This window comes from Flavobacterium sp. S87F.05.LMB.W.Kidney.N, assembly GCF_004366435.1.
Lineage (GTDB): Bacteria > Bacteroidota > Bacteroidia > Flavobacteriales > Flavobacteriaceae > Flavobacterium.
On the sequence record NZ_SODX01000004.1, the window covers coordinates 217,481 to 243,985 of the forward strand.

General features: G+C 32.9%; 22 protein-coding genes. 8 read left to right on the forward strand and 14 right to left on the reverse strand.

Annotation, left to right across the window (positions count from 1 at the left end):
* Positions 1-145 precede the first annotated feature (145 nt).
* The 3 genes from EDB96_RS13530 to EDB96_RS13540 form a co-directional block, all read right to left on the reverse strand.
* A complete protein-coding gene (locus tag EDB96_RS13530; RefSeq protein WP_057118047.1) occupies positions 146-766 on the reverse strand; it encodes an L-threonylcarbamoyladenylate synthase in 621 nt (206 codons plus the stop codon).
* A gap of 83 nt (positions 767-849) precedes the next feature.
* Complete coding sequence (locus tag EDB96_RS13535) at positions 850-3,183, reverse strand: ATP-dependent helicase (RefSeq protein ID WP_057118048.1); 2,334 nt, start codon at positions 3,181-3,183, stop codon at positions 850-852.
* A gap of 323 nt (positions 3,184-3,506) precedes the next feature.
* Positions 3,507-4,274 (reverse strand): sulfite exporter TauE/SafE family protein, encoded by a 768-nt coding sequence (locus EDB96_RS13540; RefSeq protein ID WP_134141336.1) that lies wholly within the window; start codon positions 4,272-4,274, stop codon positions 3,507-3,509.
* Positions 4,275-4,399: 125 nt separating this feature from the next.
* On the opposite strand from EDB96_RS13540, the gene EDB96_RS13545 reads away from it, so the two are divergent.
* Positions 4,400-4,921 carry a hypothetical protein gene (locus EDB96_RS13545; RefSeq protein WP_134141338.1) on the forward strand — a complete coding sequence of 174 codons (522 nt, stop codon included), beginning with the start codon at positions 4,400-4,402 and terminating at the stop codon, positions 4,919-4,921.
* A 43-nt stretch (positions 4,922-4,964) separates the two neighbouring features.
* Here EDB96_RS13545 and EDB96_RS13550 read toward each other — a convergent pair whose 3' ends face one another.
* From EDB96_RS13550 to EDB96_RS13560, 3 genes are all read right to left on the reverse strand, one after another.
* On the reverse strand, positions 4,965-5,612 hold the full coding sequence (locus EDB96_RS13550) for a hypothetical protein (protein ID WP_134141340.1): 648 nt from the start codon (positions 5,610-5,612) through the stop codon (positions 4,965-4,967).
* 89 nt (positions 5,613-5,701) lie between these two features.
* Positions 5,702-6,607: a patatin family protein gene (locus EDB96_RS13555; protein WP_134141341.1), complete on the reverse strand. Its 906-nt coding sequence runs from the start codon at positions 6,605-6,607 to the stop codon at positions 5,702-5,704.
* A 147-nt stretch (positions 6,608-6,754) separates the two neighbouring features.
* Entirely contained in the window at positions 6,755-8,821 is a 2,067-nt protein-coding gene (locus EDB96_RS13560; RefSeq protein ID WP_134141342.1) for a M1 family metallopeptidase, read from the reverse strand.
* Between the two features lie 93 nt (positions 8,822-8,914).
* On the opposite strand from EDB96_RS13560, the gene EDB96_RS13565 reads away from it, so the two are divergent.
* A complete protein-coding gene (locus EDB96_RS13565; protein ID WP_134141344.1) occupies positions 8,915-9,658 on the forward strand; it encodes a diphthine--ammonia ligase in 744 nt (247 codons plus the stop codon).
* A gap of 16 nt (positions 9,659-9,674) precedes the next feature.
* Here EDB96_RS13565 and EDB96_RS13570 read toward each other — a convergent pair whose 3' ends face one another.
* Positions 9,675-10,214, reverse strand: coding sequence for a DUF1697 domain-containing protein (locus EDB96_RS13570; RefSeq protein ID WP_134141345.1), 540 nt, complete (start codon positions 10,212-10,214; stop codon positions 9,675-9,677).
* 78 nt (positions 10,215-10,292) lie between these two features.
* A complete protein-coding gene (locus EDB96_RS13575; RefSeq protein WP_134141346.1) occupies positions 10,293-10,718 on the reverse strand; it encodes a hypothetical protein in 426 nt (141 codons plus the stop codon).
* Positions 10,719-10,963: 245 nt separating this feature from the next.
* Between EDB96_RS13575 and recG the strand changes: the two genes are divergently transcribed.
* Positions 10,964-13,072 (forward strand): ATP-dependent DNA helicase RecG, encoded by a 2,109-nt coding sequence (gene recG / locus EDB96_RS13580; protein ID WP_134141348.1) that lies wholly within the window; start codon positions 10,964-10,966, stop codon positions 13,070-13,072.
* 249 nt (positions 13,073-13,321) lie between these two features.
* On the opposite strand, the gene EDB96_RS13585 is transcribed toward recG, so the two are convergent.
* The 4 genes from EDB96_RS13585 to EDB96_RS13600 all read right to left on the reverse strand — a co-directional run bounded on the left by EDB96_RS13585 (position 13,322) and on the right by EDB96_RS13600 (position 15,879).
* A complete protein-coding gene (locus tag EDB96_RS13585; RefSeq protein WP_057118059.1) occupies positions 13,322-13,921 on the reverse strand; it encodes a PAS domain-containing protein in 600 nt (199 codons plus the stop codon).
* Between the two features lie 63 nt (positions 13,922-13,984).
* Complete coding sequence (locus EDB96_RS13590; RefSeq protein ID WP_057118060.1) at positions 13,985-14,329, reverse strand: hypothetical protein; 345 nt, start codon at positions 14,327-14,329, stop codon at positions 13,985-13,987.
* Between the two features lie 65 nt (positions 14,330-14,394).
* A complete protein-coding gene (locus tag EDB96_RS13595) occupies positions 14,395-15,249 on the reverse strand; it encodes a hypothetical protein (RefSeq protein ID WP_057118061.1) in 855 nt (284 codons plus the stop codon).
* Positions 15,250-15,279: 30 nt separating this feature from the next.
* Positions 15,280-15,879: a TlpA family protein disulfide reductase gene (locus EDB96_RS13600; RefSeq protein WP_134141349.1), complete on the reverse strand. Its 600-nt coding sequence runs from the start codon at positions 15,877-15,879 to the stop codon at positions 15,280-15,282.
* Positions 15,880-16,376: 497 nt separating this feature from the next.
* Here EDB96_RS13600 and EDB96_RS13605 point away from each other — a divergent pair, with 497 nt between their 5' ends.
* The 5 genes from EDB96_RS13605 (at position 16,377) to EDB96_RS13625 (ending at position 24,067) form a co-directional block, all read left to right on the forward strand.
* The gene (locus tag EDB96_RS13605; RefSeq protein WP_134141351.1) at positions 16,377-17,438 is read left to right on the forward strand and encodes an efflux RND transporter periplasmic adaptor subunit; all 1,062 of its coding nucleotides are present in this window, start codon (positions 16,377-16,379) and stop codon (positions 17,436-17,438) included.
* A 112-nt stretch (positions 17,439-17,550) separates the two neighbouring features.
* The gene (locus EDB96_RS13610) at positions 17,551-20,649 is read left to right on the forward strand and encodes an efflux RND transporter permease subunit (RefSeq protein WP_134141352.1); all 3,099 of its coding nucleotides are present in this window, start codon (positions 17,551-17,553) and stop codon (positions 20,647-20,649) included.
* A 63-nt stretch (positions 20,650-20,712) separates the two neighbouring features.
* On the forward strand, positions 20,713-22,023 hold the full coding sequence (locus EDB96_RS13615) for a TolC family protein (protein ID WP_134141353.1): 1,311 nt from the start codon (positions 20,713-20,715) through the stop codon (positions 22,021-22,023).
* A 184-nt stretch (positions 22,024-22,207) separates the two neighbouring features.
* Positions 22,208-23,071 carry a bestrophin family protein gene (locus EDB96_RS13620; protein ID WP_134141355.1) on the forward strand — a complete coding sequence of 288 codons (864 nt, stop codon included), beginning with the start codon at positions 22,208-22,210 and terminating at the stop codon, positions 23,069-23,071.
* 72 nt (positions 23,072-23,143) lie between these two features.
* Entirely contained in the window at positions 23,144-24,067 is a 924-nt protein-coding gene (locus EDB96_RS13625; protein ID WP_134141356.1) for an AraC family transcriptional regulator, read from the forward strand.
* A gap of 126 nt (positions 24,068-24,193) precedes the next feature.
* Here the strand turns inward: EDB96_RS13625 and EDB96_RS13630 are convergent, their stop codons facing one another.
* Both EDB96_RS13630 and EDB96_RS13635 read right to left on the reverse strand, forming a co-directional pair.
* The gene (locus EDB96_RS13630) at positions 24,194-24,568 is read right to left on the reverse strand and encodes a DUF779 domain-containing protein (protein ID WP_057118068.1); all 375 of its coding nucleotides are present in this window, start codon (positions 24,566-24,568) and stop codon (positions 24,194-24,196) included.
* Positions 24,569-24,800: 232 nt separating this feature from the next.
* On the reverse strand, positions 24,801-26,306 hold the full coding sequence (locus EDB96_RS13635; RefSeq protein WP_134141357.1) for an aldehyde dehydrogenase family protein: 1,506 nt from the start codon (positions 26,304-26,306) through the stop codon (positions 24,801-24,803).
* Positions 26,307-26,505: the final 199 nt, after the last annotated feature.

Sequence of the window (26,505 nt, forward strand, 5' to 3'; positions counted from 1 at the left end):
AGAAAAAGCAGGTCGATTGACCTGCTTTTTTGTATTCTTAATTTTGGCTAATCAAGAATAGCATTATTTTTAAATAACTAACTAAATTTTAACTGTACTAAAGTTAGGTATTATTTTTAAACTTTTATACAATTAAAGTATTTATTTACAAAATATCAATTTCACCTTTTCCTTCTCTTACAATAACTGGTTCATGTTCAGATAAATCTATAATTGTTGAACCAACATTATCTCCATATCCTCCATCAATTACTAGGTCTACAAGGTTTTGCCATTTCTCAAAGATCAATTCAGGATCTGTTGTATATTCAATCACATCATCTTCATCACGAATAGAAGTTGAGACTACTGGATTTCCTAACTGACGTACAATTTCTAAAATAATATTATTGTCAGGAACACGAATACCAACTGTAGTTTTCTTTTTAAATTCTTTTGGAAGATTATTATTTCCAGGTAAAATAAAAGTATAAGGTCCTGGCAAAGCTCTTTTTAATATTTTAAAAGTCGAAGTATCAATCTGACGCACATAATCTGATAAATTACTAAGGTCATGACAAATAAATGAAAAATTGGCTTTCTCCAATTTAACTCCTTTTATCTTAGCAATTTTTTCTAATGCTCTCGAATTGGTAATATCACAACCTAAACCGTAAACAGTATCTGTTGGATAAATCACCAATCCACCATTTTGAAGCACTTTTACAACTTTTGCAATTGCAGCTTCACTAGGTTTATCTGGATATATTTTTATAAATTCGGCCATAATTTTTTTTAGTTTTTTTGTTTGAGGTTTTAGGCTGCAAGTTGTTTTTCATAACTTGAAACATGAAACTTGAAACATTTTTTTTATCCTACCACATCTAATTTAGCAAATCTCAGCAAGAGTTTCTTAATTCCTCCTACTTCAAATTTGATTTCTGCTTTTTTATCAGCGCCAACACCTTCTAGGTTAATCACTTCTCCTTTACCAAAACGTTCGTGCATTACAACATTTCCAACAGTCAATTTACTGTCAAATAAATTTGGTGCACTTGCATTCGGATTAGTTCCTACTGGCTTTAACTTTCTGATATTCAAATCCGGTTTCGGATTATTATCTGTAATATGTTTTGGAGGTGTTCCTCCCACCGGTTTTGCTAATCTTAGTTTAGACTTATCAACATCACCGAAAATATCACCATCAATTGGTGATTTATAGCGATAATTCGTTTCTGCAGGAGTTAGATATTCTAAATATTGACCATCAATTTCTTCAATAAATCTTGAAGGTTCACTATCTGTCAGTTTTCCCCAGCGATAACGAGATTGCGCATAAGTCAAATACGCCTGATGTTCTGCACGAGTTAAAGCTACGTAAAATAAACGACGTTCTTCTTCCAATTCACTTCTAGTACTCATACTCATCGCACTCGGGAACAAATCTTCTTCCATACCCACCACAAAAACGTGCGGGAATTCAAGTCCCTTCGCTAAGTGAATCGTCATTAAAGCTACACGATCTTCATCATTGGTATCTTTGTCTAAATCTGTTGCCAAAGCCACATCTTCCATAAATTCAGAAAGCGCGCCTCTTGCTCCATCAATTTCTCGCTGCCCTTCGGTAAAATCTTTAATACCGTTTAAAAGCTCTTCTATATTCTGAATCTTCGCCATTCCTTCCGGCGTAGCATCTTTCTTTAATTCTTGAACCAAACCAGTTTTCTTTGCAACGTGGTCTGTAATATAAAAAGCATCCTGATTCTGATCTATAACCTGAAAACTCTGAATCATCGTCACAAAATCTTTCAGTTTGTTTTTTGTTCCAGTATTCAGTTTTAAATCTATTTTATCAATGTTAACCATTACTTCCCAAATCGATCGTTTGTAATGATTGGCTGCAATTGTTAATTTTTCGACCGTTGTGTCTCCAATTCCACGCGCAGGATAATTAATTACACGAATCAAAGCCTCTTCATCTTTCGGATTTAGAACCAAGCGTAAATAACATAAAACATCCTTAATTTCCTTACGTTGGTAGAACGACAATCCGCCGTAAATTCTATACGGAATATCACGTTTTCTCAAAGCATCCTCCATCGCACGTGACTGAGCATTAGTACGATACAAAATTGCAAAAGCACCATTATGAAGCTGATTCTGCATTTTCTGCTCAAAAATCGTACTGGCTACAAAACGCCCTTCTTCAGCATCTGTCAAACTTCTGTGAACTTTAATTTTAGGACCAAATTCGTTTGCAGTCCAAACTACTTTGTCTAGTTTGGTTTTATTATGCTCCATTACAGTATTTGCCGCTTCAACAATATTTCTTGTCGAACGGTAATTCTGCTCTAAACGAAACATTACTACACCTTCATAATCCTTCTGGAAATTCAAAATGTTATTAATATTGGCACCACGGAAAGCATAAATACTCTGCGCATCATCTCCAACCACACAAATATTCTGAAACCTATCAGATAAAGCCCTAACAATCAAATACTGAGAGTGATTTGTATCTTGGTACTCATCAACCAAAATATAACGAAAACGATCTTGATATTTAGCCAGAACTTCTGGAAAACGAGTTAGCAATTCATTGGTTTTCAACAATAAATCATCAAAATCCATTGCGCCGGCTTTAAAACAGCGCTCCACATACTGCTGATATATTTCTCCCAATCTTGGTCTTTTGGCCATTGCATCGGCTTCAACCAATTCTGGATTATTAAAATAGGCTTTTACCGTAATCAAGCTGTTTTTGTAACTAGATATACGCCCTAAAATTTGTTTTGGTTTGTAAATATCACGATCCAGCTGCATTTCTTTAATAATTGAAGAAATTAATCTAGCCGAATCTTGAGAATCATATATGGTAAAATTGGAAGGATAACCTAAATGATCAGATTCTGCACGCAGGATACGCGCAAAAATAGAGTGAAACGTTCCCATCCAAAGGTTCTTTGCCTCGCTCGCCCCCACAATATCCGAAATCCTGTGTTTCATCTCGCGGGCCGCCTTATTGGTAAAAGTCAGCGATAAGATATTGAAGGCATCAACGCCCTGCGCCATCAAATAAGCAATTCTAATTGTTAAAACTCGGGTCTTTCCCGAACCTGCACCAGCAATAATAATCATTGGCCCATCTTTTTTAAGAACGGGCTGTCTTTGCGCTTCGTTGAGCTGGTCAATATATTTCTGCATGTAATTTTCTCCTTTTAGGCAAAATTAAGAATTTAAAAAGAAAGTTCCTAAGAAGCTTTTGAAAGGTTCTAAGTTGCTAAGCTTCTAAGATGCTAAGTTTTTTTTTGAAGCCAAACAAAAGGCATATTTTTCGGCATGGTTTCCCGCTTTCGGCTTTATCTCTTCATTTCATTACGAGGATACCGCCTCAATCGGGGCTAGATTCAAACAATCTTTTTTAAAGGTTCTGAGATGCTAAGATTCTAAGGCGCTAAGTTTCTTTCCTTTAATTACTTAAGAACTTCGATATTAAAAGCCTCAGAACCTTAGAACCTCAAAAAAACTTACTTAAAAAACACATCATAACCAAAGCGAATCAAAGTTCCAACAACCACAATTAAAAAGAAAATCCGAATAAAACCGTTTCCTTTATTGATAGCCAGTTTTGCACCCAGCCAGCCTCCAAGTCCGTTGCTTACTGCCATCGGAATTGCAATTGTCCAGATAATTTTTCCTTTAATCATAAATAAGCAAATCGAACCAAAGTTCGTCGCCAAGTTTACCATTTTAGCATTCGCGGAAGCGTGGAGAAAATCAAAACCTAAAAGCGCTATAAATGCTACTACAAAGAAACTTCCTGTTCCAGGTCCGATAAATCCGTCATAGAAACCAACGATTATGCTAATAACAACTGCATAAATTATTTGTGTTGCAGCAGAATGATCTTTCGCAGCATGTTGTCCGAAATTTTTCTTAGCGTAGGTATAAATAAAGAGTAAAGATAAAACCACCAGTAAAAGCGGTTTCATAAAATCGTTGCTCACCATCGTCAAAATCGTAGAACCTAAAAATGCCGAAGGAACCGCCAAACATATCATAATGAGCAGTAATTTCCATTGAATAACAACCTTTTTTAAATACTGAAAAGCTGCAAAAGCTGTTCCGCTGAAAGCTGGAATTTTTAATGTTCCCACAACTGTAGAAACTGGCAAATTAGGTAATAAAATTAATCCCATTGGAGTTTGTATCAATCCGCCGCCGCCAACAATGGCATCAATAAATCCAGCAGCAAAAGCTGCTAAACAAAGAAAAAATATTATATACGAATCCATTAAAAACTGTATTTCAGACAAATTAAAAAACAAGTTGCAAAAGTACAGCTTCCTTTTTGTTTATTACCACAAATTTAAAGTGGATTTTTCCTCAAAAAGTATATTTTTGCTGAAAAATTATTCAAATGGATTTTAATAAAATTATAGAACTTGCGAGTTATACTCTGCCGGCATTAGTTACAGGAGTTGTAGCTTATCGTTTCTTTGAACTGCACATTAAAAACAATGATCGAAAACGCGCTTTCTTATTAAATAAAGAATATCAAAAACAATCTCTGCCAATACGTTTGCAGGCTTATGAGCGTATGACTTTATTTTTAGAGCGCATTAATTTGACTAAATTATTAATCAGGATTTCTCCAATTTCTCAAGATAAACACGATTATGAAAATTTTGTAATCGAACAAATCGAACAAGAATTTGAACATAATTTGACACAGCAGATTTACATGTCAGACGAGTGCTGGACCATCATTACGACTGCAAAAAATGCAACCATTCAAATGATTCGTAAAGCAGCTATGAGAGATAAAGTAGATAACGCGGATAAATTACGCGAAGTAATTTTGAATGATTTACTAGAAAAACAATCTCCAAGTAATGCTGCGTTGGGTTATATAAAAAATGAAGTAGCAGAACTTTGGTAAAAATTATAAGGCAAGATAAACTATTTTAAATCTTGCCTTTTTTTTACAACCACCAATTTAATTTTGGTTTAATCCACCATCCATTTTTTTGATATTTTTCGGAAACACTTAATTCCGCACTTCCAATATCAAAATCGCAATTTACATTTGGAACTCTGTAATCTCCCCAATTGCAAACTTTTTCTTTACGTGAATTATTCGATTTCCAAGCACCTGTAAATGCATTATTAAAATATCCATCAGAATCGATTTCGATATCATTGTATTGCATCAAATTATCCTTATCCAAATACCAAATAGATTGTAAGCGACCAGAAAATTTGCCTGAGCCTTTCTGGCTACTATCTTCATCGAACTCATAAATAGCAGTTAGTAAACCTTGTTTCTTTATGCCTTTATCCTTGTATTCATCATCAACACCAAACCTCTGCTGTTTAACTTCATTAATGGCTAAAATTGTTATTTTGCCTTTAAAGTCGCAAATATTAGATTTTACTCTAGATTTACCTGAAACCCAATATTCGTTTGTTTTGTTTTTATTTCTTTTTATTGAAGTGAATTTAATCTGTATTCTTTCATAGTTGTCTCCAATAATGCCGTAAATCAAATTATTATCTGTCGTGTTCCATAGATTAGAAAAATCATACTTTAAATACTTATTTATTTCATTTTCTTGAAAAATTTCTTCCAAAGGTAAAACTTCAACTCTGCAAAAATTCTTCTGGCTAAAGAGATTGAAACTTATAAAAATACAGATCAATAAAAGAGTGTTTTTCATTTTTACATTTTCCTGTTATCACTCATTACTTCAGACTTATTCTGAGCATACTCATAACCTTGTTCCCACCATTCTTTCATTACATCCTTATTAAAAATCAGCGCATTATCAGTTAATTTTATTGGAGTGTAATATAAGTTAAGCTTTACATCCTTAGTATTTGCCATAAGTTTCCCTATAGCAATATCATGTTTCTCAACCTGATCTAAAGCAATTCGGAACAAATCGATCATTAATGAAAAGGGATTTTTCCCGATTACTGTTTTAGTGGTATTTACCTCTGTTTCTAACACAATAACATCTATTTCTGTTGCGCCACGGTTTATCGCTTCACGAATTGGAACCAAACTCGAAAATCCTCCATCGCCATATTCAAAGTTATTCTTTTCAACCAAACTCATAAACGGAACATAGTTACTCGATATCCAAGACCATTCGCAAAACTCCTCATACGTACAATCCTTTACAGATTTATATTCTGATTCGTTTGTTGTAAAATTGGTAACCGTAACTATGACATCAGTCTTTAATTTTTTAAGATTATTGAAGTCGGACAATGAAAAGTTATTCTGAATATATTTTTTCAAACCTTTACTCTCCCCAAAAGTTCGTTTTCCTTTAAAAAACTGACGTATGACATTAAAGTGATTAATGGTCACAATATCAACACCATCTTTATTTTTAACAACAAATGGACAAATATTAAAAATACTTGCCATAGTCACATTAGTATAAACTGAATGAATTTTTTTAATGTGGCCGAGAGCTAAATGCGGAATTAACAAACTTCCTGTTGAAGTTCCTAAAAACAAATCGTATTCGTGTCTTTTTTCTTCTATTAAATACTGGGCAACACCGCCGGCAAATGCGCCTTTACTGCCTCCACCAGAAATAACCAATGCTCTCATGTGCGTTTTAAAGTTATGTTATGAGTTATGGAATTTAAAAGTTTCTCAACCTTACATCTCATTCCTCTTTATTGTATATTCTAATAAATCAATGATTTACAACTTAAATTTTGGTTTTCAAAACGCATAACCTATAACATAAAACCTTTAACTTTTTTCAATCAATAAACGATTCAATTGAAACTGTTCATCGGGGGTCAAATTAGGTAAAATTCTATTAAATGAAGCACGCATTTCTGGATTTTTTAAAAGAATACGAATATTATCTCTTCCAAACTTAGAAAATTGCCACATATGATGTGTAGTTGCGCTAACTAAATTACTCAAAACCTGATCGTTAATAATTTTAAAAGCAATCAGTTTTTCTAAAGCATTTTGTCGTGTAGTGGCTTCATATTTTGTAGATGAAAATGCAATGAGTTCATTAATCAGAGATTTTTGATCATTGCTGTAATTTGGTGTAGACAATACTAACGAAAGCCATAGCGTACGCAGATTATAATCGTTAAAACCAATCCAGTTTTTAGATTTATCCAAATATTCTGTTCTATGTTCTGGGAAATTTCTCCACAGCCAATACAATGCTATTTCTTGTGTTTGATAAGATTTATCATCAAGCAGCGTTTCATAATGCAATCTAAAATCTTCAGGGATTTTGGTCAGTGTTTGAGCAACATTTTGACGAATTTCAATATTGTTGGTCTGCAATGCCAAAAGCAAAAGCGGTTTCTTAGCTTCGTCATTTTCATTTTCTAGCAGATCAACAACTGCTTCTTTTACCGAATGATAAACATTTGATTCTAAAGTATTTTTTAAAACATCTATTTTTTCTGCTAAAGGTGTTTTCTTTAATTTATCAATTTCCAATCGTTTCTGGATCGTTTTACTTTTACTCAACAAAGCATTTGCAGTCGGTGTATCAAAAGCAGTCGATTCTAACCAAGTTTTCTGGAATTTTTCCAAATCGAAATTTGAAACTTTCTTAATCTCGTCAAAGAAGTTCTGCGTGTTTACAGTTTGATAAGCATATTTATTCAGATAGCTTTTTATGGCTTTTTTAAAGGCTTTATCTCCAATCGATTCGTGCAGGACAAATAATGCCCAAGCCCCTTTTTCATAAAATGTGAGCGAACTGGCTTTTGCATTTAAAACCGGAATTGTATCGGTTCTAGAAGCAAATTTTATCTGCTGTGCGGTGTCGTATAATTTGGAATAAAAATAGTCTTCTCCATAAATATCTTTTTCTGCCAGAAGAGCAAAATACGTTGCAAATCCTTCTTGAAGCCAATGATGTGTACTACTTTCGGCTGTAATCAAATCTCCAAACCAGTGATGTGCCAATTCATGAGCGTCAACATTGGTGTAATTTCGGTCGCAAAAACCAATTGAATCTACTACATAACGAGTTGCAAATAAAGTCGTTGTTGTGTTTTCCATTCCCGCATACAAAAAATCTCTAACTGGAATTTGTCTGTTAATCTGCCAAGGGTATTTTACACCGATTTCCTTCTCCAGAAAATCAAAAATTCGTTTCGAATAGCGGTAAGTCGGCTCAAAACGATCGGCATCCTTCGGTTCATAATAATACTCTAACGGAATTTTACTTTTAGATTTAAATTCTTTCTTATCAAATTTTCCAATCGCCAGCATTAATAAATAAGAACTCATTGGTTTTTCCATTTGATACTGCCAATGAATTAAATTTCCGTTTGGTGTTTTTTGTTTTAAAACTCCGTTCGAAACAACTTGATAAGGTGCATCATAAGAAATTCCTAAATTGAAAATTAGTTTCTCATTCACATCGTCAAAACTCGGAAACCAATTACTGGTATATCTGCCCTGCCCCTGCGTCCAGATCTGCACTTCATCGTTTTCTATATCAACAAAATACAAGGCTTGTTTTGGTTTTACCGTATAATTAAAAGTTAAGTGATTCTGACTTTTTGTAAAAGGAAAAACAATTTTTAATTGCTTAGTAGTATTTATAAAAATGACTTCTTTATCATTAATTTTCACATTCGAAAATTCCATGTTTTTAGCGTCAAGCGAAATGGTATCACAATCTTTCAAGACCTCAAACTGGAAATCTACGGCACCTGAAACTGTTTTTTCTTTTGAATTCAACAACAATTGTCCTGAAACTGACTTAAAATCAACGTTTTGGGTTTGCTGCGCGAATATAAATCCGGTAAATAATAAAAAGATGTATTTCATTGAAATGAATTTGAAGGCAAAATCCCAAAGTTACAAACCTTTCACAAACAAATAGAATGAAATTTGTAAGTTTACAGCATAAAATACCAAATCGTGTCTGTACCTCAAAAAGCCTTATTTAATTGGAGCAGCGGAAAAGATTCTGCTCTTGCGTTGTATAAAATACTTCAAAATCCTGATTTTAAAATTGAATGTTTATTAACAAGCGTAAACAAACAATATCAGCGCATTTCTATGCATGGCGTTCGTGTTGAATTATTACAGGCTCAGGCGGAAAGCATTGGTATTCCTCTGAAAATTATGGAAATTCCAGAAATGCCGACTATGGAGGTTTATGAAAATGTAATGACTGAGACTTTAGCAGAATTAAAAAATAAAGGCATTACTCATTCTATTTTTGGAGATATTTTTCTGGAAGATTTACGTCAATATCGAGAAAATCAATTAGCTAGAATTGGTTTTACCGGAATTTTTCCAATTTGGAAGATTCCAACTCAAGAATTGATTCAAGAATTTATATCGCTTGGGTGTAAAACAATTGTGGTTTGTGTGAATGAAAAATACTTAGACAAAAGTTTTGTCGGCAGAATTATCGATCAGGATTTCATAAATGATTTACCTGAAAATGTTGATGTATGCGGCGAAAATGGTGAATTTCATACCTTTACTTTTGACGGACCAATATTTTCTCAACCAATTGATTTTGAAATTGGTGAAATTGTTTACCGAAAATATGAAAAACCAGCAAATCAGAACTCCTCAAATGATGCTTGTGATACAAATGATGAAACAGCTTTTGATTTTGGATTTTGGTATTGTGATTTAATTCCTAAATAATATTTCAAAAAAAAGACTACTCGCCATACATTGCCAGTAAATTAGTAACTGTATTCCAGTTTCTAATAGTTGCTGTTACATTCAATTTTTTCTCAATATATTTTTGATCAAAACGAGTTTTTCCTGCTCCAACAGCATATTTTATGAAAATTCGATTTTCATCTATACTTGCTTCATCCGGTTTAAACTGACTGATTTTTAAATCATTTATGCTTTCTTTTTTTAGAGCGATCGAAACAAATGCAACATAAAGCTTTTTGATATCAGCATCTTTCTCTTTTAAAAATGGATTATTAGCAAAACAAGATTTTAGATCATCTTTTGTAATTACAACAACTGGAACTTCATGACCGAAAACTTTAAAGATTTCCTGCTTAATCATAAAACCTACTTTTGAGGCCTCTTCTTCACTATCAATAAAAACATTTCCAGATTGCAAATAGGTTCGAACATTTTGGAAACCAATATTTTCAAGCATTGTTTTCAAAGCTTCCATTTTCATCATGTTGTGTCCCGAAACGTTTATTCCGCGCAAAAGTGCTAAGTGTGTCGTCATTTTCTAAATATTAAAAAAAGAAAAAAGTATTCAATTTAATATTGAATACTTTTAATATCTTGAACAAACTTACGGTTTTTATTTTTCTTTTTCGTAGGTAGATGCTGCATCACACATTCTGGCGCTATTTTCTAAATAACCATTGTAGATATATAGAAGCTCACTTGTTCCTCCAACTCCAGAGGTACAATTGTAAATTAAATTTGTAGCTGCAGAATAAGTTAATTTAAAATTTGGTCTATTATCAGCAGTGAAAACTTCAAAAGTCCCTGTTGCAGTAGTAGTTCCATCTATAGTTGTTCTGGATTTTACAAATGTGTTGTTGGCGTTAAAAACGTAGTATTCAGTCCATAAATAAGGACTATTTATATCCTTAACTTCGTGAATGTTTATCCATTTTCCATGATAATCTGTTACGGCAAGTTTAGCATTATCGCTTGAATCATCATTTGAACAAGAAATGAGCGACACAAACATTACAATTAAAAGTCCAATTTTTTTCATTTTATTTAAGGTTTTTAAGGTTAACTATTAATAAGATATTCCTTTCTTAAAATGGTTGCGTCTTTTTTAAAAACTTTATTATAAATTAATATCCAAAACTTGAAAACAACAATACATTTTCAAATTTCCTAATTAAGATTTATCTTCGCCTTTTCAAGATAAACGAAAATGGAATAAGAATACAGACCTAATCTATTGTATTTATTCTTAACTCTATTTCTAAAATCTAAATCTAAAATAATTTAATGTCTAATAATCTCCTAGAAACTCCAATAGAATACTTAAAAGGCGTTGGCCCGAGTCGCGGCAAGCTGCTTCGTAAGGAATTGGGAATTCATAAATATGGAGATTTAGTCAATTTTTTTCCAAATCGATATATTGACAGAACACGTTATTATAAGATTAATGAATTACAGAATACGGGTTCTGAAGTTCAGATTATTGGAAAAATAATTCACATTAAAACGATTGAGTTTGCTAAAAGCAAAAAGCGACTTGTAGCAACTTTTGTTGACGATACTGGGCAAATTGACCTGAACTGGTTTCAGGGTCATAAATGGATTCGTGAAACTTTAAAGCTAAATGAACCAATTGTTATTTTCGGAAAATGTTCTTTATACGGAAGCCAATTCAGTATGGCGCATCCCGAAATTGAATTACTGAGCGAACACGAAAGAAGTCTGAGATCTGCAATGCAGCCGGTTTATCCTTCAACGGAAGCTTTAACCAATAAAGGAATTTCAAACCGTACCATTAATAAATTGATGGAACAGCTTTTTTTGGAAACCCAGGCTTTGTTTACTGAAACTTTTCCGCCCTTTTTGATTGAAGAATTAAAATTGATTCCGAAGAGAGCAGCCCTATTTAATATCCATTTTCCAAAAAGTGCTGATATTTTAGCGAAAGCACAATTCAGATTAAAATTTGAGGAATTATTTTTTATTCAGCTTCAATTAATTACCAAAAATCTTATTCGGAAGCATAAAATAAAAGGACATCCTTTTACAAAAGTAGGTGAATTTTTCAATGATTTCTATCAAAATCATCTGCCTTTTGATTTGACCAATGCTCAAAAAAGAGTAATAAAAGAAATCCGTACAGACATGGGAAGCAACGCTCAAATGAATCGTCTGCTTCAAGGTGATGTTGGTTCTGGAAAAACAATTGTTGCTTTTATGAGTATGCTTCTTGCTATTGATAATGGCTTTCAGGCTTGTTTAATGGCTCCGACTGAGATTTTGGCCAATCAGCATTTTCTTGGTTTATCAGAATTTGCGAATACTTTAAACATCAATATCAGAATATTAACGGGTTCGACCAAAACTTCTGAAAGAAGAATTATTCATGAAGAACTTGAAAACGGAAATCTTAAAATTTTAATTGGAACACATGCTTTATTAGAAGATAAAGTGAAATTCCAAAATTTAGGTTTGGCTGTGATTGATGAACAGCATCGTTTTGGTGTGGAGCAGCGTTCTAAATTGTGGAAGAAAAATGATATTCCGCCGCATGTTCTGGTAATGACTGCAACGCCAATTCCGAGAACATTGGCAATGAGTTTATACGGCGATCTGGATATTTCTGTTATTGATGAATTACCGCCAGGAAGAAAACCGATTCAAACGGTGCATCGTTTTGATACTAATCGTTTGAAAGTATGGAAATTTCTTCGGGATGAAATTGCTAAAGGAAGACAAATTTATATTGTTTATCCGTTGATTCAGGAATCTGAAAAAATGGATTATAAGGATTTAATGGATGGTTACGAAAGTATTTCCCGTGATTTTCCGCTTCCGCAATATTCCATTTCCATTCTGCACGGAAAAATGAAACCTGCCGATAAAGATGCCGAAATGAAACGCTTCTCAGAAGGAAAAACCAATATCATGGTTGCTACAACGGTAATCGAAGTTGGTGTTAATGTCCCTAATGCAAGTGTTATGATTATCGAAAGCGCTGAGAGATTTGGACTTTCGCAGCTGCACCAGCTCCGCGGACGTGTTGGTCGTGGTGCCGAACAAAGTTATTGTATCTTAATGACAGGGCATAAACTAAGTTCTGACAGTAAAACCAGAATGGAAACCATGGTGCACACCAATGATGGTTTCGAAATCGCCGAAGTTGACCTTAAACTTCGCGGTCCCGGCGATTTAATGGGAACACAGCAAAGTGGTGTTTTAAACCTTCAAATTGCAGATATCGTGAAAGATAGAGATATTTTATCTCTGGCTCGAAATTACGCCATGAAAATCTTAAAAGAAGATTCTGCTTTACAAAAACCTGAACATGCTGTGTTAAGAACTATCTTTATTGAGTTAACCAAAAAGAAAAATATTTGGAATTATATATCTTAGCTACTGAGATACTAAGATACTAAGATTCTGAGGTTTTTAGAGCTAAACCTAATATAAATGTCACTCTGAGCGAAGTCGAAGAAATCTTAGAATCTTAGCATCTCAGCAACTTAGAACCTAAAAAAAAATACACTTCACTGTATCGAACTTAAATCTATAAGTTTTAATATTCAGTTGATTTAGATTTGTTGGGGGCAAATTTTATCGAATATACAAATGATACAATGAAGCATATATAAACTTTATTCCTTATTTTTTTGGAGGACTTTTATCAAACAATCCACTGAATAAACCCTTGCTTATTTTGTTTTTATCATCTTTTCCCGTAGCAATCAAATGGTCGATATATTCCATATATGTTTTTTTTCTTTCCTCAAGAAAACCAACTAGATAATCTTCAGAAGCCTGTACACCACTCGTTTCTTCAATATGTAAAAGTTTTTTATACAAAGGTTCAATAAACTTAATGATAATTTCATTCGGGACTGATTTTCTAGTTCCAAAGAAACCAACAATTTCGCCATCAGTATCTGCAATAATTTTAAAATCAGTTACAACCCAGTAATAACGGCCAGTTTTGGCCATGTTTTTTATAATCACATGTATGTTCTCACTTGATTTAATACTGTCCCATAAGAATTTAAAAATGACTTTTGGCATATCTGGATGTCTGACAATATTGTGAGGCTGGCCAATAAGTTCAAATTCATCATAACCAGAAACATCTATAAAGTCTTCATTGGCATATAAAATGGTTCCCTTTTTGTCAGTTTTACTAAGCAGCACTTTATTCTTGTTCCAATCTACTTCTCGATCTGAAGGTGTTGGACGTGTAAATCTGGTATCCATAGATTTTACATTTAAATTAATTTACAATTCAATAAGTATTAAATGAATCTTTTTTATCTTTTTTTAATTTAATTCGATTTCTAAAACAAGCAGAATATTTCTGATTTTATGAAAAACCAATTCTAATTCGTTTTCAAGCCATTCTGGAATTTCATTGTTTACCGCTAGATTAAGGTTATGAATATCACTAATAATCTGAACTAATTTTTTATATTGAAAGTCCAGATTATAAACTTGGGCGTTATTCGTAAAACCACTTAAAATTGCAGCAACTTCAATTGCAAATTCAGATTGAGCGCCAATTTTATCAATAGAATTTAATGTTATACTATCACTCAAAAAATGATCAATAGTTTTTTTTAAATTATGCAGCGTGGGAACTGCAGCTGGCAAATCATACTTAAACATACAACAGATATAAAAATTAATATTTTGATTTGGAAGTTGGTCCCGATTCCTATCGGTTTTAAACTTTAAATTCTGCTGTTTGTAGATTTTACATGAATGTCATTAACTAAATCATCAATTTTCTTGGCGCTTTCTCTCATCATTTCAAGATAGGTCAGCAATTTATCGTTATCTGTATGTCCTTTTGAAACATCTATAAGTTTTAAAACAGAATTTACCGGTAGTTTTAAATCTAATGTTGTTCTATGAATAAAATCATTATAATCTTTTGTTGCCGACATCGAGCTGTACTTAGCAGAAGCCAGTTTCATATTTTCCAATTCGTATTCATCTGAAATTTTTGAAATATGATTTTCACTGTGCTCTTTAAAATAATAAGCCCAATAACCATTCATAAAAAATACAACTGCAGCCAAAACGGTATGAATAATAAGTGTTTCCATATCGAAATTAACTTGAGAAAAATAAACCTGAAGTCCATTTGCATCATTATAAACGAAATTTTGCAGATATGCCAAACCAGCGTGATGAAGCACTACTAATAGTGTTAATGGTATTTGTAATTTCCAGTTTTGATAGATAATTAAAATCGTACTGGCGATAAATACGGTAAAGTGCATTTCGAACAAACCATGCATTTGATAAATGTATTGCGCCATAAAAACGGCAAGAACAATAGACAAAACATACTGATAAAACTTAGAATTCTTTATAAAAAATTTAGCCGAATAATACGCTAAAAGATTGATTGTCCCTACTCCAACACCAATTTCAAAAGTGTCATATTTAAAAGATAATGCTATTCCGAGAAGAAAATAAATAGCAAGCACATAATTAATAATTGTATCTGATTTTTGTGTCATTGTAGACATGAAGCTGTGCAGATAATCTTGTTCGTTTAAACTAGCTTTTGTTTTCATAGGTTTAATTTTTTGATTTAGGATTTAGATTTATTTGGTACATTTTGGTAACGAACATCCATAGGCTCTCAGAGCGAAAGCATTAAAAGAAGGATTATGATTCTTGCTCAACAAAGAATCAATTGCCATTTGTGCATAGTTACTTTTTGCATCGGTGCAATATCTTGTTTTATTATAATTACCGCGATAATATAATTTATGTGAAGGATCTAATAAAACAGCCTGCGGAGTAGAAAAAACACCACAATTTTCTGCAATTGCTTCATCAAAGTAAACAGGAATTTGAGCATCAAACTTTTTCTGAATTTCATCAATAGTAAAATTCCTTTTTTTGTTTAACACTACAATTTTAAAATTGATCTTGTCTCCATATTTCTTAATTAAATCACTCACATGTGGCACATTAAAGCGTGAACAGGGACAATCTGGATTAAAGAAATGTATAAATATGGGTTTATTATCGAATGCACAGCATGGTCCTAATTCAATTTTAGATCCCATTGCAATGGCATGATAATTTTGTGGGACTGGCGTTGGAAGACTGTACTTAAACTCATTTTGCCAAAACAAATAACCAACCAAAAAAATTAAAAGTGTGAACCATAGACTTAGAAGTATTTTTTTCTTCATAAATTATTTTTTTATTAGTTTAATCAGTCAAAAAATAAACACTTGTTAATAAAATTATTAACTATAATCTGTAAAAAACTTAAAAAACAACTTCTAATATCACATTTTAATAGTAATACTATTATAAGACGCTAGTAAAACTATACCTAAACTTCATTTTGTTTAACATACCAATGTTACAAATAAAATCGATAAAGTGCAAAAAAAATCAGACAAAATGCATAAAATTAATATAAAACTAGAAAAAATCTGACTTTACAGAATATTAGCACATTTTTTTTCGTGAAAACTGTTTTTCTTTTAAAACTTTGATTTATTCAAAAAAAAAAAAAAAATAATCTTTTTATTAAACCTTTTGACTGGTTTTAAGTCTAATGTAAACCTTTGTACATACAAATGTTAAATAAAAGCTAACGTCTTTCGATTTCATATCAAAAAGTTAAATTTGTAAGCTTACTAAAACACATACCTAAAACCTAATTATCCACTTCAATTTTATGAAAGTAAAACACCTCATTTACACCCTTTTAATCGTTCTTATAGGAGGATTTATTACCTATAGAATATTATCGAATAAAGGTAAAAACGAAGATTCAAAAAAATTCAACGATAAAGATTCTCCAACAACTGTTAACGGAATCGTAATAAAAACGGCTACGTTTGATAATAATTTGTCCCTTTCAGGATCTATTGAAGCAAATGAGCAAGTCGAAATTCATAGTGAGGTTTCTGGAATTGTAGAAGGAATATTTTTTAACGAAGGAAGTTTTGTAACGAAAGGTCAAGTACTTTTTAAAGTAAATGATATTGAATTAAAAGCGCAGTTAAGACAAGCTGTAACCAAAGAAGGTTTGGCAGCAGAAAACGAAAGAAGAGCAAAATTATTACTTCAAAAAGAAGCTATCAGCCAAGAAGAAGCAGATGTTGCACGAGCAGATCACGCATCAGCACAAGCACAAAGTCAATTAATAAGAGCTCAAATATCTAAAACTTCTGTAAGAGCTCCTTTTTCAGGAAAAATTGGTTTACGTAATATTTCGCCAGGAACTTATATTACACCAACTGTTTTAGTTGCAAAATTGGTAAACACTGGAAAACTAAAAATCACATTTTCGATTCCAGAGAAATATGCATCACAAGTAAAATCGGGTTCTGTAATAGATTTTACAGTTTCTGGATCAGATAAAACATATAATGCAAAGATCTATGCGATTGAACCAGAAGTTGCTGTTGCCACGCGTACACTTCAAATTCGTGCAATTGCTGATAATACTGACGGAAAACTTTTTCCAGGAACTTTTGCCGATATCAAATTACCTTTAAATATTATTAAAGACGCGATTGTTGTGCCTTCGCAGGCAATTATACCAATTCAAGATGGCAAAAAAGTTTTTATTGCTAATAACGGACAAGCAAAGGAAGTTATGGTTGATGCTACAACAAGAACAGACTCTTCTATTTTGATTTTATCAGGATTGAAAGCTGGAGATACTTTAATTACAAGTGGTGTGATGTCATTAAAAAATGAAGCACCAATTAAAGTTAAAGTACAAAAATAACATTTAAGTTATGAGTTTTGGGTTATAAGTTATGAGTTTTAAAATACTCATCAAATCTAAAATCTATCTCGTCCCGAGGTTTCGGGATCGGGACTAAAATCTAAAATTACAAATGAGTTTATCAACTACAAGTATAAAAAGACCTGTTTTAACCATTGTACTGAATTTATTAATCATATTATTCGGTTTTATTGGTTACACATTTCTGGGTGTCAGAGAATTTCCTTCTATTGACCCTGCTCAGGTTTCTATTCGTACCAATTACACAGGTGCCAATTCCGATATTATAGAATCACAAATTACTGAACCTCTTGAAAAAGCTGTAAATGCAATTGACGGAATTCGAAATATTACTTCTTCAAGTAATCAAGGAAGCAGTAATATTACAATAGAATTTAATCTTGACAAAGATTTAGAAGAAGCTGCAAACGACGTTCGTGATAAAGTTTCGCAAGCTATTAGAAGTTTACCACAAGATATTGATGCTCCGCCGGTTGTATCAAAAGCCGATGCTGATAGTGAAGCCATTATTTCTATGACAGTTCAAAGTGATACACGAAGTTCATTAGAATTAAGTGATTATGCCGAGAATGTTATTTCGCAGCGATTAGAAACAATTCCAGGTGTGAGTGCCGTTCAAATTTGGGGACAAAAACGTTATGCCATGCGTTTGTGGATTGATCCTGCTAAACTTTCTGCTTATGGCTGTACTGTAGCCGATGTTCGTACCGCGTTAAATGCACAAAATGTTGAATTGCCATCGGGAAAATTAACTGGAAATAATACTGAATTAACGGTAAAAACTGTTGGAAACCTGTCTAAAGCAAAAGAATTCAACAATATCATTATTCGTACAGATGGTGACAAAATTGTTCGTTTAAGCGATATTGGAGGTGCCGAATTAGGACCAGAAAATTTAGAAACCAAAATGAGCCAGTCTGGCCTTCCTTTGATTGGTTTAGCAATTGTGCCAATGCCTGGAGCCAATTACTTAGATATTTCTAAAGAATTTTACAAAAAATACGAAGCTCTAAAGAAAGACCTTCCAAAAGATATCAAACTAAATATTGCGCTTGATAATACTATCTTCGTAAAGAAATCGGTTCTTGAGGTTGCAGAAACTTTAGGAATTTCAATCATATTAGTTATCATTATTATTTATCTTTTTTTTAGAGACTGGGCAATCGCGTTCAGGCCTTTAATAGATATTCCTGTTTCTTTGATTGCTACTTTTTTCATTATGTGGCTTTTTGGTTTTTCTATTAACGTATTGACCTTATTAGCTATTGTTTTAGCAACAGGTTTAGTTGTGGATGATGGAATTGTAGTTACCGAAAATATCTTTAAAAAAGTTGAAGAAGGCATGACTCCTATTGAAGCTGCAATTAAGGGTTCAAATGAGATTTTCTATGCTGTAATTTCGATTTCAGTAACATTGGCAGCGGTATTCTTACCCGTAATTTTCTTAGAAGGTTTCGTAGGCCGGCTTTTTAGGGAATTTGGAGTTGTAATTGGTGCTGCTGTATTGATTTCTGCCTTTGTATCATTGACTTTAACGCCAATGCTGAATGCCTATTTAATGAAAGGCGGCGAACAGAAAAAATCAAAATTTTATATTAAAACCGAACCGTTTTTTGAAAAAATGAACAGTAGTTATGCCGAAGCACTAACAAAATTCATGGATCGAAAATGGATTAGTTTTCCAATCTTAATTGTTTGTTTTGGATTAATCTATTTGTTTTTTACCATTCTCCCAAAAGAAACTGCTCCTTATGATGATCGAAGCTCTGTAACAATGCGTATGACAACACCAGAAGGTTCTTCGTACGAATATACAGATCGTTTCATGCAGGAAATTTCAAAATTAATTGATGATTCTATTCCAGAGAAAAAAGTAAGTTTGGTAATTACTTCTCCAGGATTTAGCTCAAATTCTGTAAACAGCGGATTGGTAAGGTTAACACTGAAAGACGTTGATGAAAGAGAAAAATCTCAAAAGGAAATTGCGGATAAACTGACTAAATGGACAAAACAATATCCTAATGCAAAAACTTCTGTAACACAACAGCCTACAATTGCTGTAAACAGACGTGGAGGTTTGCCAATTCAATATATTATTCAGGCTCCTACTTTTGATAAATTAAGAGAAAAAATTCCTCTTTTTATGAACGAAGTCGGAAAAAGCGACGTCTTTTCTACTACAGACGTTAACTTGAAATTTAATAAACCCGAAATCAATGTAACGATTGACCGTGCAAAAGCAGAAAGCTTAGGAATATCTATTCTTGATATTGCGCAGACTTTACAGCTTTCGCTAAGCGGACAGCGTTTTGGATATTTCATCAAAAACGGAAAACAATATCAGGTAATTGGACAATTTGATCAAAAAGACAGATCGAAACCTTTAGATTTGACTTCAATGTTTGTAAAAAACAAAAATGGTGAATTGATTCAAATGGATAACGTTGTTAATGTATACGAACAAAGTAATCCGCCGCAGCTGTATCATAACAATCGTTACATGTCTGCAACTGTTGCTGCTGGATTAGCGCCAGGAAAAAGTATGGGTGACGGAATTAAGGAAATGGATAGAATTAAAGCTAAAGTTTTAGACGAAAGTTTTACAACGGATTTAGCTGGAGAATCCCGAGATTTTGTAGAAAGCAGCTCGAATACTTCTTTCGCTTTTGGACTGGCTTTGCTATTAATATTCTTAATTCTTGCCGCACAGTTTGAAAGTTTTATTGATCCGTTTATCATCATTTTGACCGTTCCAATGGCAGTTGCCGGAGCTTTATTCTCCCTTTGGTTATTCAACCAAACTTGGAATATTTTCAGCCAGATTGGTACTGTAATGTTAATTGGTCTGGTAACCAAAAATGGTATTTTGATTGTCGAATTTGCCAATCAGTTGCGCGAACAAGGAAAACCAAAATTAGAAGCTATTTTAGAAGCTTCAGAAGCACGTTTACGTCCAATTTTAATGACCAGTTTAGCCATTGCTTTAGGAGCGCTTCCAATTGCAATGTCACTTGGAGCTGCATCAACCAGTAGAATTGGTATGGGAGTTGTAATTGTTGGAGGAACAATTTTTTCATTGGCTTTAACGCTTTTTGTAATTCCTGCAATTTATTTAATGTGGTCTAAAGCTAGAAAACACTATCCAGAGTTTGATCATATTGATGAATACGAAAGAGAAAGTATAAAATAGAAACCAAAAAATCACGAATTTTATGCATCAAGATTCGTGATTAGCTGGCAAAAGTAAATAAACATGAATATCAAAAATATATACGGCACTTTAATAATTCTTTTCGCTTGTATTATTCAGGCGAATGCGCAGGAAGTTCTGACTATTGAGCAGGCTATGAGTATAGCTTTGGAAAATAATTTTGAAATTAAAATTGCCAAAAACAATTCCTTAATAAACGAAACCAATACAACAATTGGAAATGCTGGAATGCTGCCAACTGCAACTGCTTCTGTTGTTGACAATAACAATCTTACCAATTCAACCCAAGTCCGTCAAGACGGAACATCAACTTCGTTAAAGAATGCTAAAAACAATAGTTTAACTTATGGTGTAAGTTTAGGCTGGACAGTTTTTGACGGAATGAAAATGTTTGCCAGATATGATCAATTAAAAGAGCTTCAAAAACTGGGGGATGCGGAACTTAAAAGAACAATTTTAGTTAAAATTGGTCAGGTAAATTCAGCATATTATGATTTAGTGCAGCAACAGCATCAATTAGCTGCTTTAGATACTACAATCGTAATTTCGAAACAAAGATTGACTTTAGCTCAAAACAGATTCAGTATCGGAAAAGCTTCAAAATTAGAAGTTTTAAATGCACAGGTTGATTTAAATTCTGATCAAGTAGCTTTGTTGAGACAAAAAGAATCTTATGCTAATGCTAAAATTTTATTGAATCAATACTTAGCACGCGATCCAAAAATTGACTTCAAAGTAACAGATGAGGTGAACGTTGACAATAAATTAGTTTTGGCTGATTTAATGGAATTAGCACAAAAGCAAAACCCTGCTTTAGAATCGCAAATTATCAATAAGCGTATTGCCGAATTACAATTAAAACAAGTAAAAGCAGATCGTTATCCTATTTTGCGCTTAACCACAGGTTATAACTTCTCTGAAAGCCAATCGAGTTTAGGTTTTACTAGTGAAAACTCTTCAAGAGGTTTAAACTACGGATTTAATGCTTCGATGAATATTTTTGATGGTTTCAATCAGCATCGCAATGAAAAAGTTGCCAAAATGCAGATTGAAAATTCACAAATTGCCATCGAGCAGCAAAATATGATCTTGAACACACAATTAAGCACCGCTTTTCAGACTTATTTGACCAACTTAGAGTTAATCGATCTGGAAGAAGACAACGAGGCAATTGCAAAACAAAATCTAGATATTACACTTGATAAATTTAGAATTGGAACAATTACCACTCTAGATTTTAGAACAGCCCAGCTTAATTATGTAAATGCAAAAGTGCGTTACAGCAACGCCCAGTATGAAGCAAAATTATCTGAAATTGCTTTAAAAGAATTAGCAGGAAATATTACTTTTTAACTTACTGTAATTTAAAAGCTTAAAACTTAAAAAAGGCGTTTCTCTTATTTAAACACATATTGCTAAGTGTATATTAAATAAGGGAAACGCCTTTATATTACTTCGATGTTGCAGAATATTTTTTTTTAAATTTATATCAAAACAGGTTAATTTTTAATTTAAATTTGTTTCAAAACAAACTTAAATGATCACTTACAATACTAAAGACTGGTTTACTTTTATTTTTCATTTTCATAAATCTGATACAGTTCGAAAATTGTTTCCGATTATGATTGCAATTGGAATTTATGCTGCAATAGTAGGCTATCTCGAGGTCGAATATTTTAAAGTATCTAAAAACGATTACATCCATAACATTCCTATTATGCACGGAATGCTGGGTTTTGTTATTTCGCTTTTGCTTGTTTTTAGGACCAATACAGCTTATGACCGCTGGTGGGAAGGGCGTAAACTTTGGGGCGGACTTGTAAATAACAGCCGAAATTTTGCCATAAAACTTTCTGCCATTTTAAAAGATGAAAATGATAGAAATTTTTTCAGAAAATACATTCCGATGTATGCAGATATTTTGCACAAACATTTAAAAGATGAAGACACAAGCAAACAACTTTTTGAAGATGTCGATTTAGAAATTGACCATCATAAACACAAACCCAATCAGTTAAAAAGAATAATGTATCATAAAATCAATGATTTGTATGATGCAAAAAAAATTACCGGCGATCAGCTGATTACTTTAAATGACGAATTGGTTGCTTTTACAGATATTTGCGGGGCGTGTGAAAGAATCAAAAACACACCTATTCCCTACTCTTACAGTGCGTTCATAAAAAAATTCATCTTCTTTTATACAATGACACTTCCGTTTGGATATTCTGTTAGTTTAGGTTATTTGGTTGCTCCAGTTGTTGTGTTTATATTTTATGTTTTAGCCAGTTTAGAATTAATTGCCGAGGAAATCGAAGATCCGTTTGGAGATGATGAAAATGATCTTCCAACCAAAAAAATATCCGAAAATATCAAAAAACATATTGAAGAGCTGATTTAATAAAACGTTAAATCTGCTTTTCATATCCTTATTTTACTTAAATTTAAAGTCTTCACCAAAAATTTAAGTTTAATGAACAACCAACGATTTTTAGTCAGCCCGCTTCAATTATCACAAGAAAAATCGTTAAAGACTCTTGTTGAAAATAGAACTATTTACAATTTGAGTCATTGTGAATTAAATTTATTTGAGACCTACGAATCGACTAAAATGGTTCCGTTAAAATTTAATGACTTGGTTGTAACGAGTATGCTACGAGGCAAAAAAGTCATGCATCTTTTTGATGATCCAGAATTCGAATATCTTCCTGGCGAAACGGTAATTGTTCCTTCGAATGTAGAAATGAAAATTGATTTTCCTGAAGCTTCCAAAAACAATCCCACACAATGTTTGGCTTTGGCTATTGATCAGGGAAAAATCAATGAAATTTTAAACTTCTTAAACGAGCAGTATCCTAAAGAAGGAAATAATATGTTCTGGCAGTTGAACTATCAGAATTATTTCTTTTACAATAATGTCGAAATGGCGGCAACAATCAATAAATTGATTAAAGAATGCATGAGCACATCTATAACCAAAGATATTTTGGCCGATTTAACTTTAAAAGAATTATTGATTCGAATTATTCAAACGCAAACGGTAAAATCTCTAGACGAAGGAAAGTTTATAGAAAACAATAATCCCATTAAAGAGGTTACAGAATATATCAAGCAAAATCTAAAGGAGAATATAAGCTTAAAAACGTTGAGCGAAAAAGCCTGTATGAGTACCACTTCTTTCTATCGTTTCTTTAAACGTGAACTCGGCATGAGTCCGATTGAATATATTTTGAATGAAAAAATAAAATGTGCCAAAAATCTATTGAAGAATCCATCACTTCAAATTAATGAAGTCTGTTATTTAGCAGGTTTTGAAGACGCTAATTACTTCATCAGATTATTCAAAAAATACGAAGGAATTACTCCAAAACAGTATCAGTTACTTTATATTAATTAAAGGTGCTAAGGTGTTAAGGTTCTGAGATACTGAGATACTGAGATACTGAGATACTGAGATACTGACATACTGAGATTCTAAATTTTCAAACTTGAAAGCTGAAAACTGAGACTGAGACTGGAAACTCTACTCAATCCTAGTCACTGGTTCCAAATCCTTTTCTTCTTCTGGAGTAAAAATTCGGTATTCAATTTGGAAAGTTTTCTTTAACGGTGTTTCCAGCGAAAAACCTCCAACACCAAAGGCATCGATTACGGTTAAAGTAAAATGAGCATGTTTCCAATATTCAAATAAATCTTTGTCTACCCAAAACTCTGTATCTTCAATAACACCAATACAAACGTCTCCCATTCTCTGGTAGTAACCTCCTTTTTCAAAACATTGCGGCTGGGTGCCTTCACAGCATCCGCCAGCTTGGTAAAACATTAGATCTCCATGTTTTTCCTTTAGAATTTTTATCAATTCTACTGCTTTTTCTGTGGCATCAATTCGTTTAATCATTGTTTTGTTTTTAAATTTAAAAAAAGCAGCAAATTCAATTAAGAAATTTACTGCTTTGACATAACCAACTATTTAAGCTTTCCCTTTGCAATCAAACAGTAATTCTATTGTATTTATAAATCAAAATTGCCTGGAGAAAGCTCGTTTAATGCCATTAAGATCTTATCTTAACGCCCCATACATTTCACTAACTCTATTCCTAAGAATTCTCCAGGGTTTTGATGTGTTATTCTTAGAAGAAACCTAATTTCTTTTTGTCATAAGAAATCAGCATATTTTTGGTCTGACGGTATTGACTCAACATCATTTTGTGGTTTTCACGACCAATTCCAGATTGCTTGTAACCTCCAAATGGCGCACCAGCAGGATAAGAATGGTACTGATTAATCCAAACACGGCCGGACTGAATTGCTCTTGGAACCTGATAAATTTCGTGAGCATCTCTAGTCCAAACCCCTGCCCCTAGACCATACATTGTATCATTGGCAATTTCGATTGCTTCTTCAGTAGTTTTAAAGGTAGTAACAGCTAAAACAGGTCCGAAAATTTCTTCTTGAAAAATTCTCATTTTGTTATGACCTTTAAACAAAGTTGGTTTAATGTAATAACCGCCTTCTAATTCACCTCCTAGTTTATTTTCATCACCTCCAGTTAGAACCTCTGCCCCTTCTTCTTTTCCTAATTTAATGTAAGACATGATTTTTTCTTTCTGAACAATTGAAGTCTGCGCACCAATCATAGTCGATTTATCCAATGGATTTCCAGCTACGATAGCTTCTGTTCTTTCAATTACTTTTTTGATGAACTTGTCGTAAATGTCTTCGTGAATTAATAATCTCGAAGGACACGTACAAATTTCACCTTGATTTAAAGCAAATAATACTGCACCTTCAACCGCTTTATCAAAGAAATCATCATCATGATCTGCTACAGATGGGAAGAAAATATTTGGTGATTTTCCGCCCAATTCTAAAGTAACAGGAATAATGTTTTCAGTCGCATACTGCATTACCAAACGTCCTGTAGTAGTTGAACCTGTAAATGCCGCTTTAGCCACTTTTTTATTGGTTACTAACGGACGACCTAATTCTGCTCCAAAACCATTTACAATATTTAAAACTCCCGGAGGAAGAATATCCCCAATTAATTCCATTAAAACCATAATCGAAATTGGCGTACTTTCGGCTGGTTTTAAAACAATTGTATTTCCTGCTGCCAGTGCTGGAGCAATTTTCCAAACTGCCATTAAAATCGGGAAATTCCACGGAATAATTTGTGCTACAACACCAAGAGGTTCACTTAAAGCAATAGAAACTGTCTGCGAATCTAATTCTGCAATCGAGCTTTCTTCGGCACGAATTACACCTGCAAAATATCGAAAATGATCTATAGCAAGCGGAATATCAGCTGCAAGTGTTTCGCGAATTGGTTTTCCGTTATCAATCGTTTCAACCGTTGCTATATATTCTAAATTGTCTTCAATCTTTTGTGCAATCTTATTTAGTAAAATACTTCTTTCAGTAACAGAAGTTTTTCCCCAAGTTTTAAATGCTTCATAAGCTGTATCTACTGCTAATTCTAAATCTTCTTTGCTAGAATGTGCTGCTTTTGTAAATACTTTTCCATCAATTGGAGAAAGCACATCAAAGTATTCTCCGTTAATTGGGGCAGTAAATTTCCCTCCAATATAATTATCGTATTTTGCCTTAAATTCAGGTCTTTTTGCTGTGGTGCTCATAATATTCTATTTTTGATTTATACCAAATTTAGGTGCATAAAAAGAAACAGAATAGCACTTTTCATTCATGTTGTAGCACAAAAATTACACATTTGATTTTTTTAGTTTATTATAATATTTAATTAGTAAAATTTTAGTAATAATTTTATCAAAAAAGCAGTAACAAGTATTTTTTTATAGATAAAAAACAGCAAGAAAA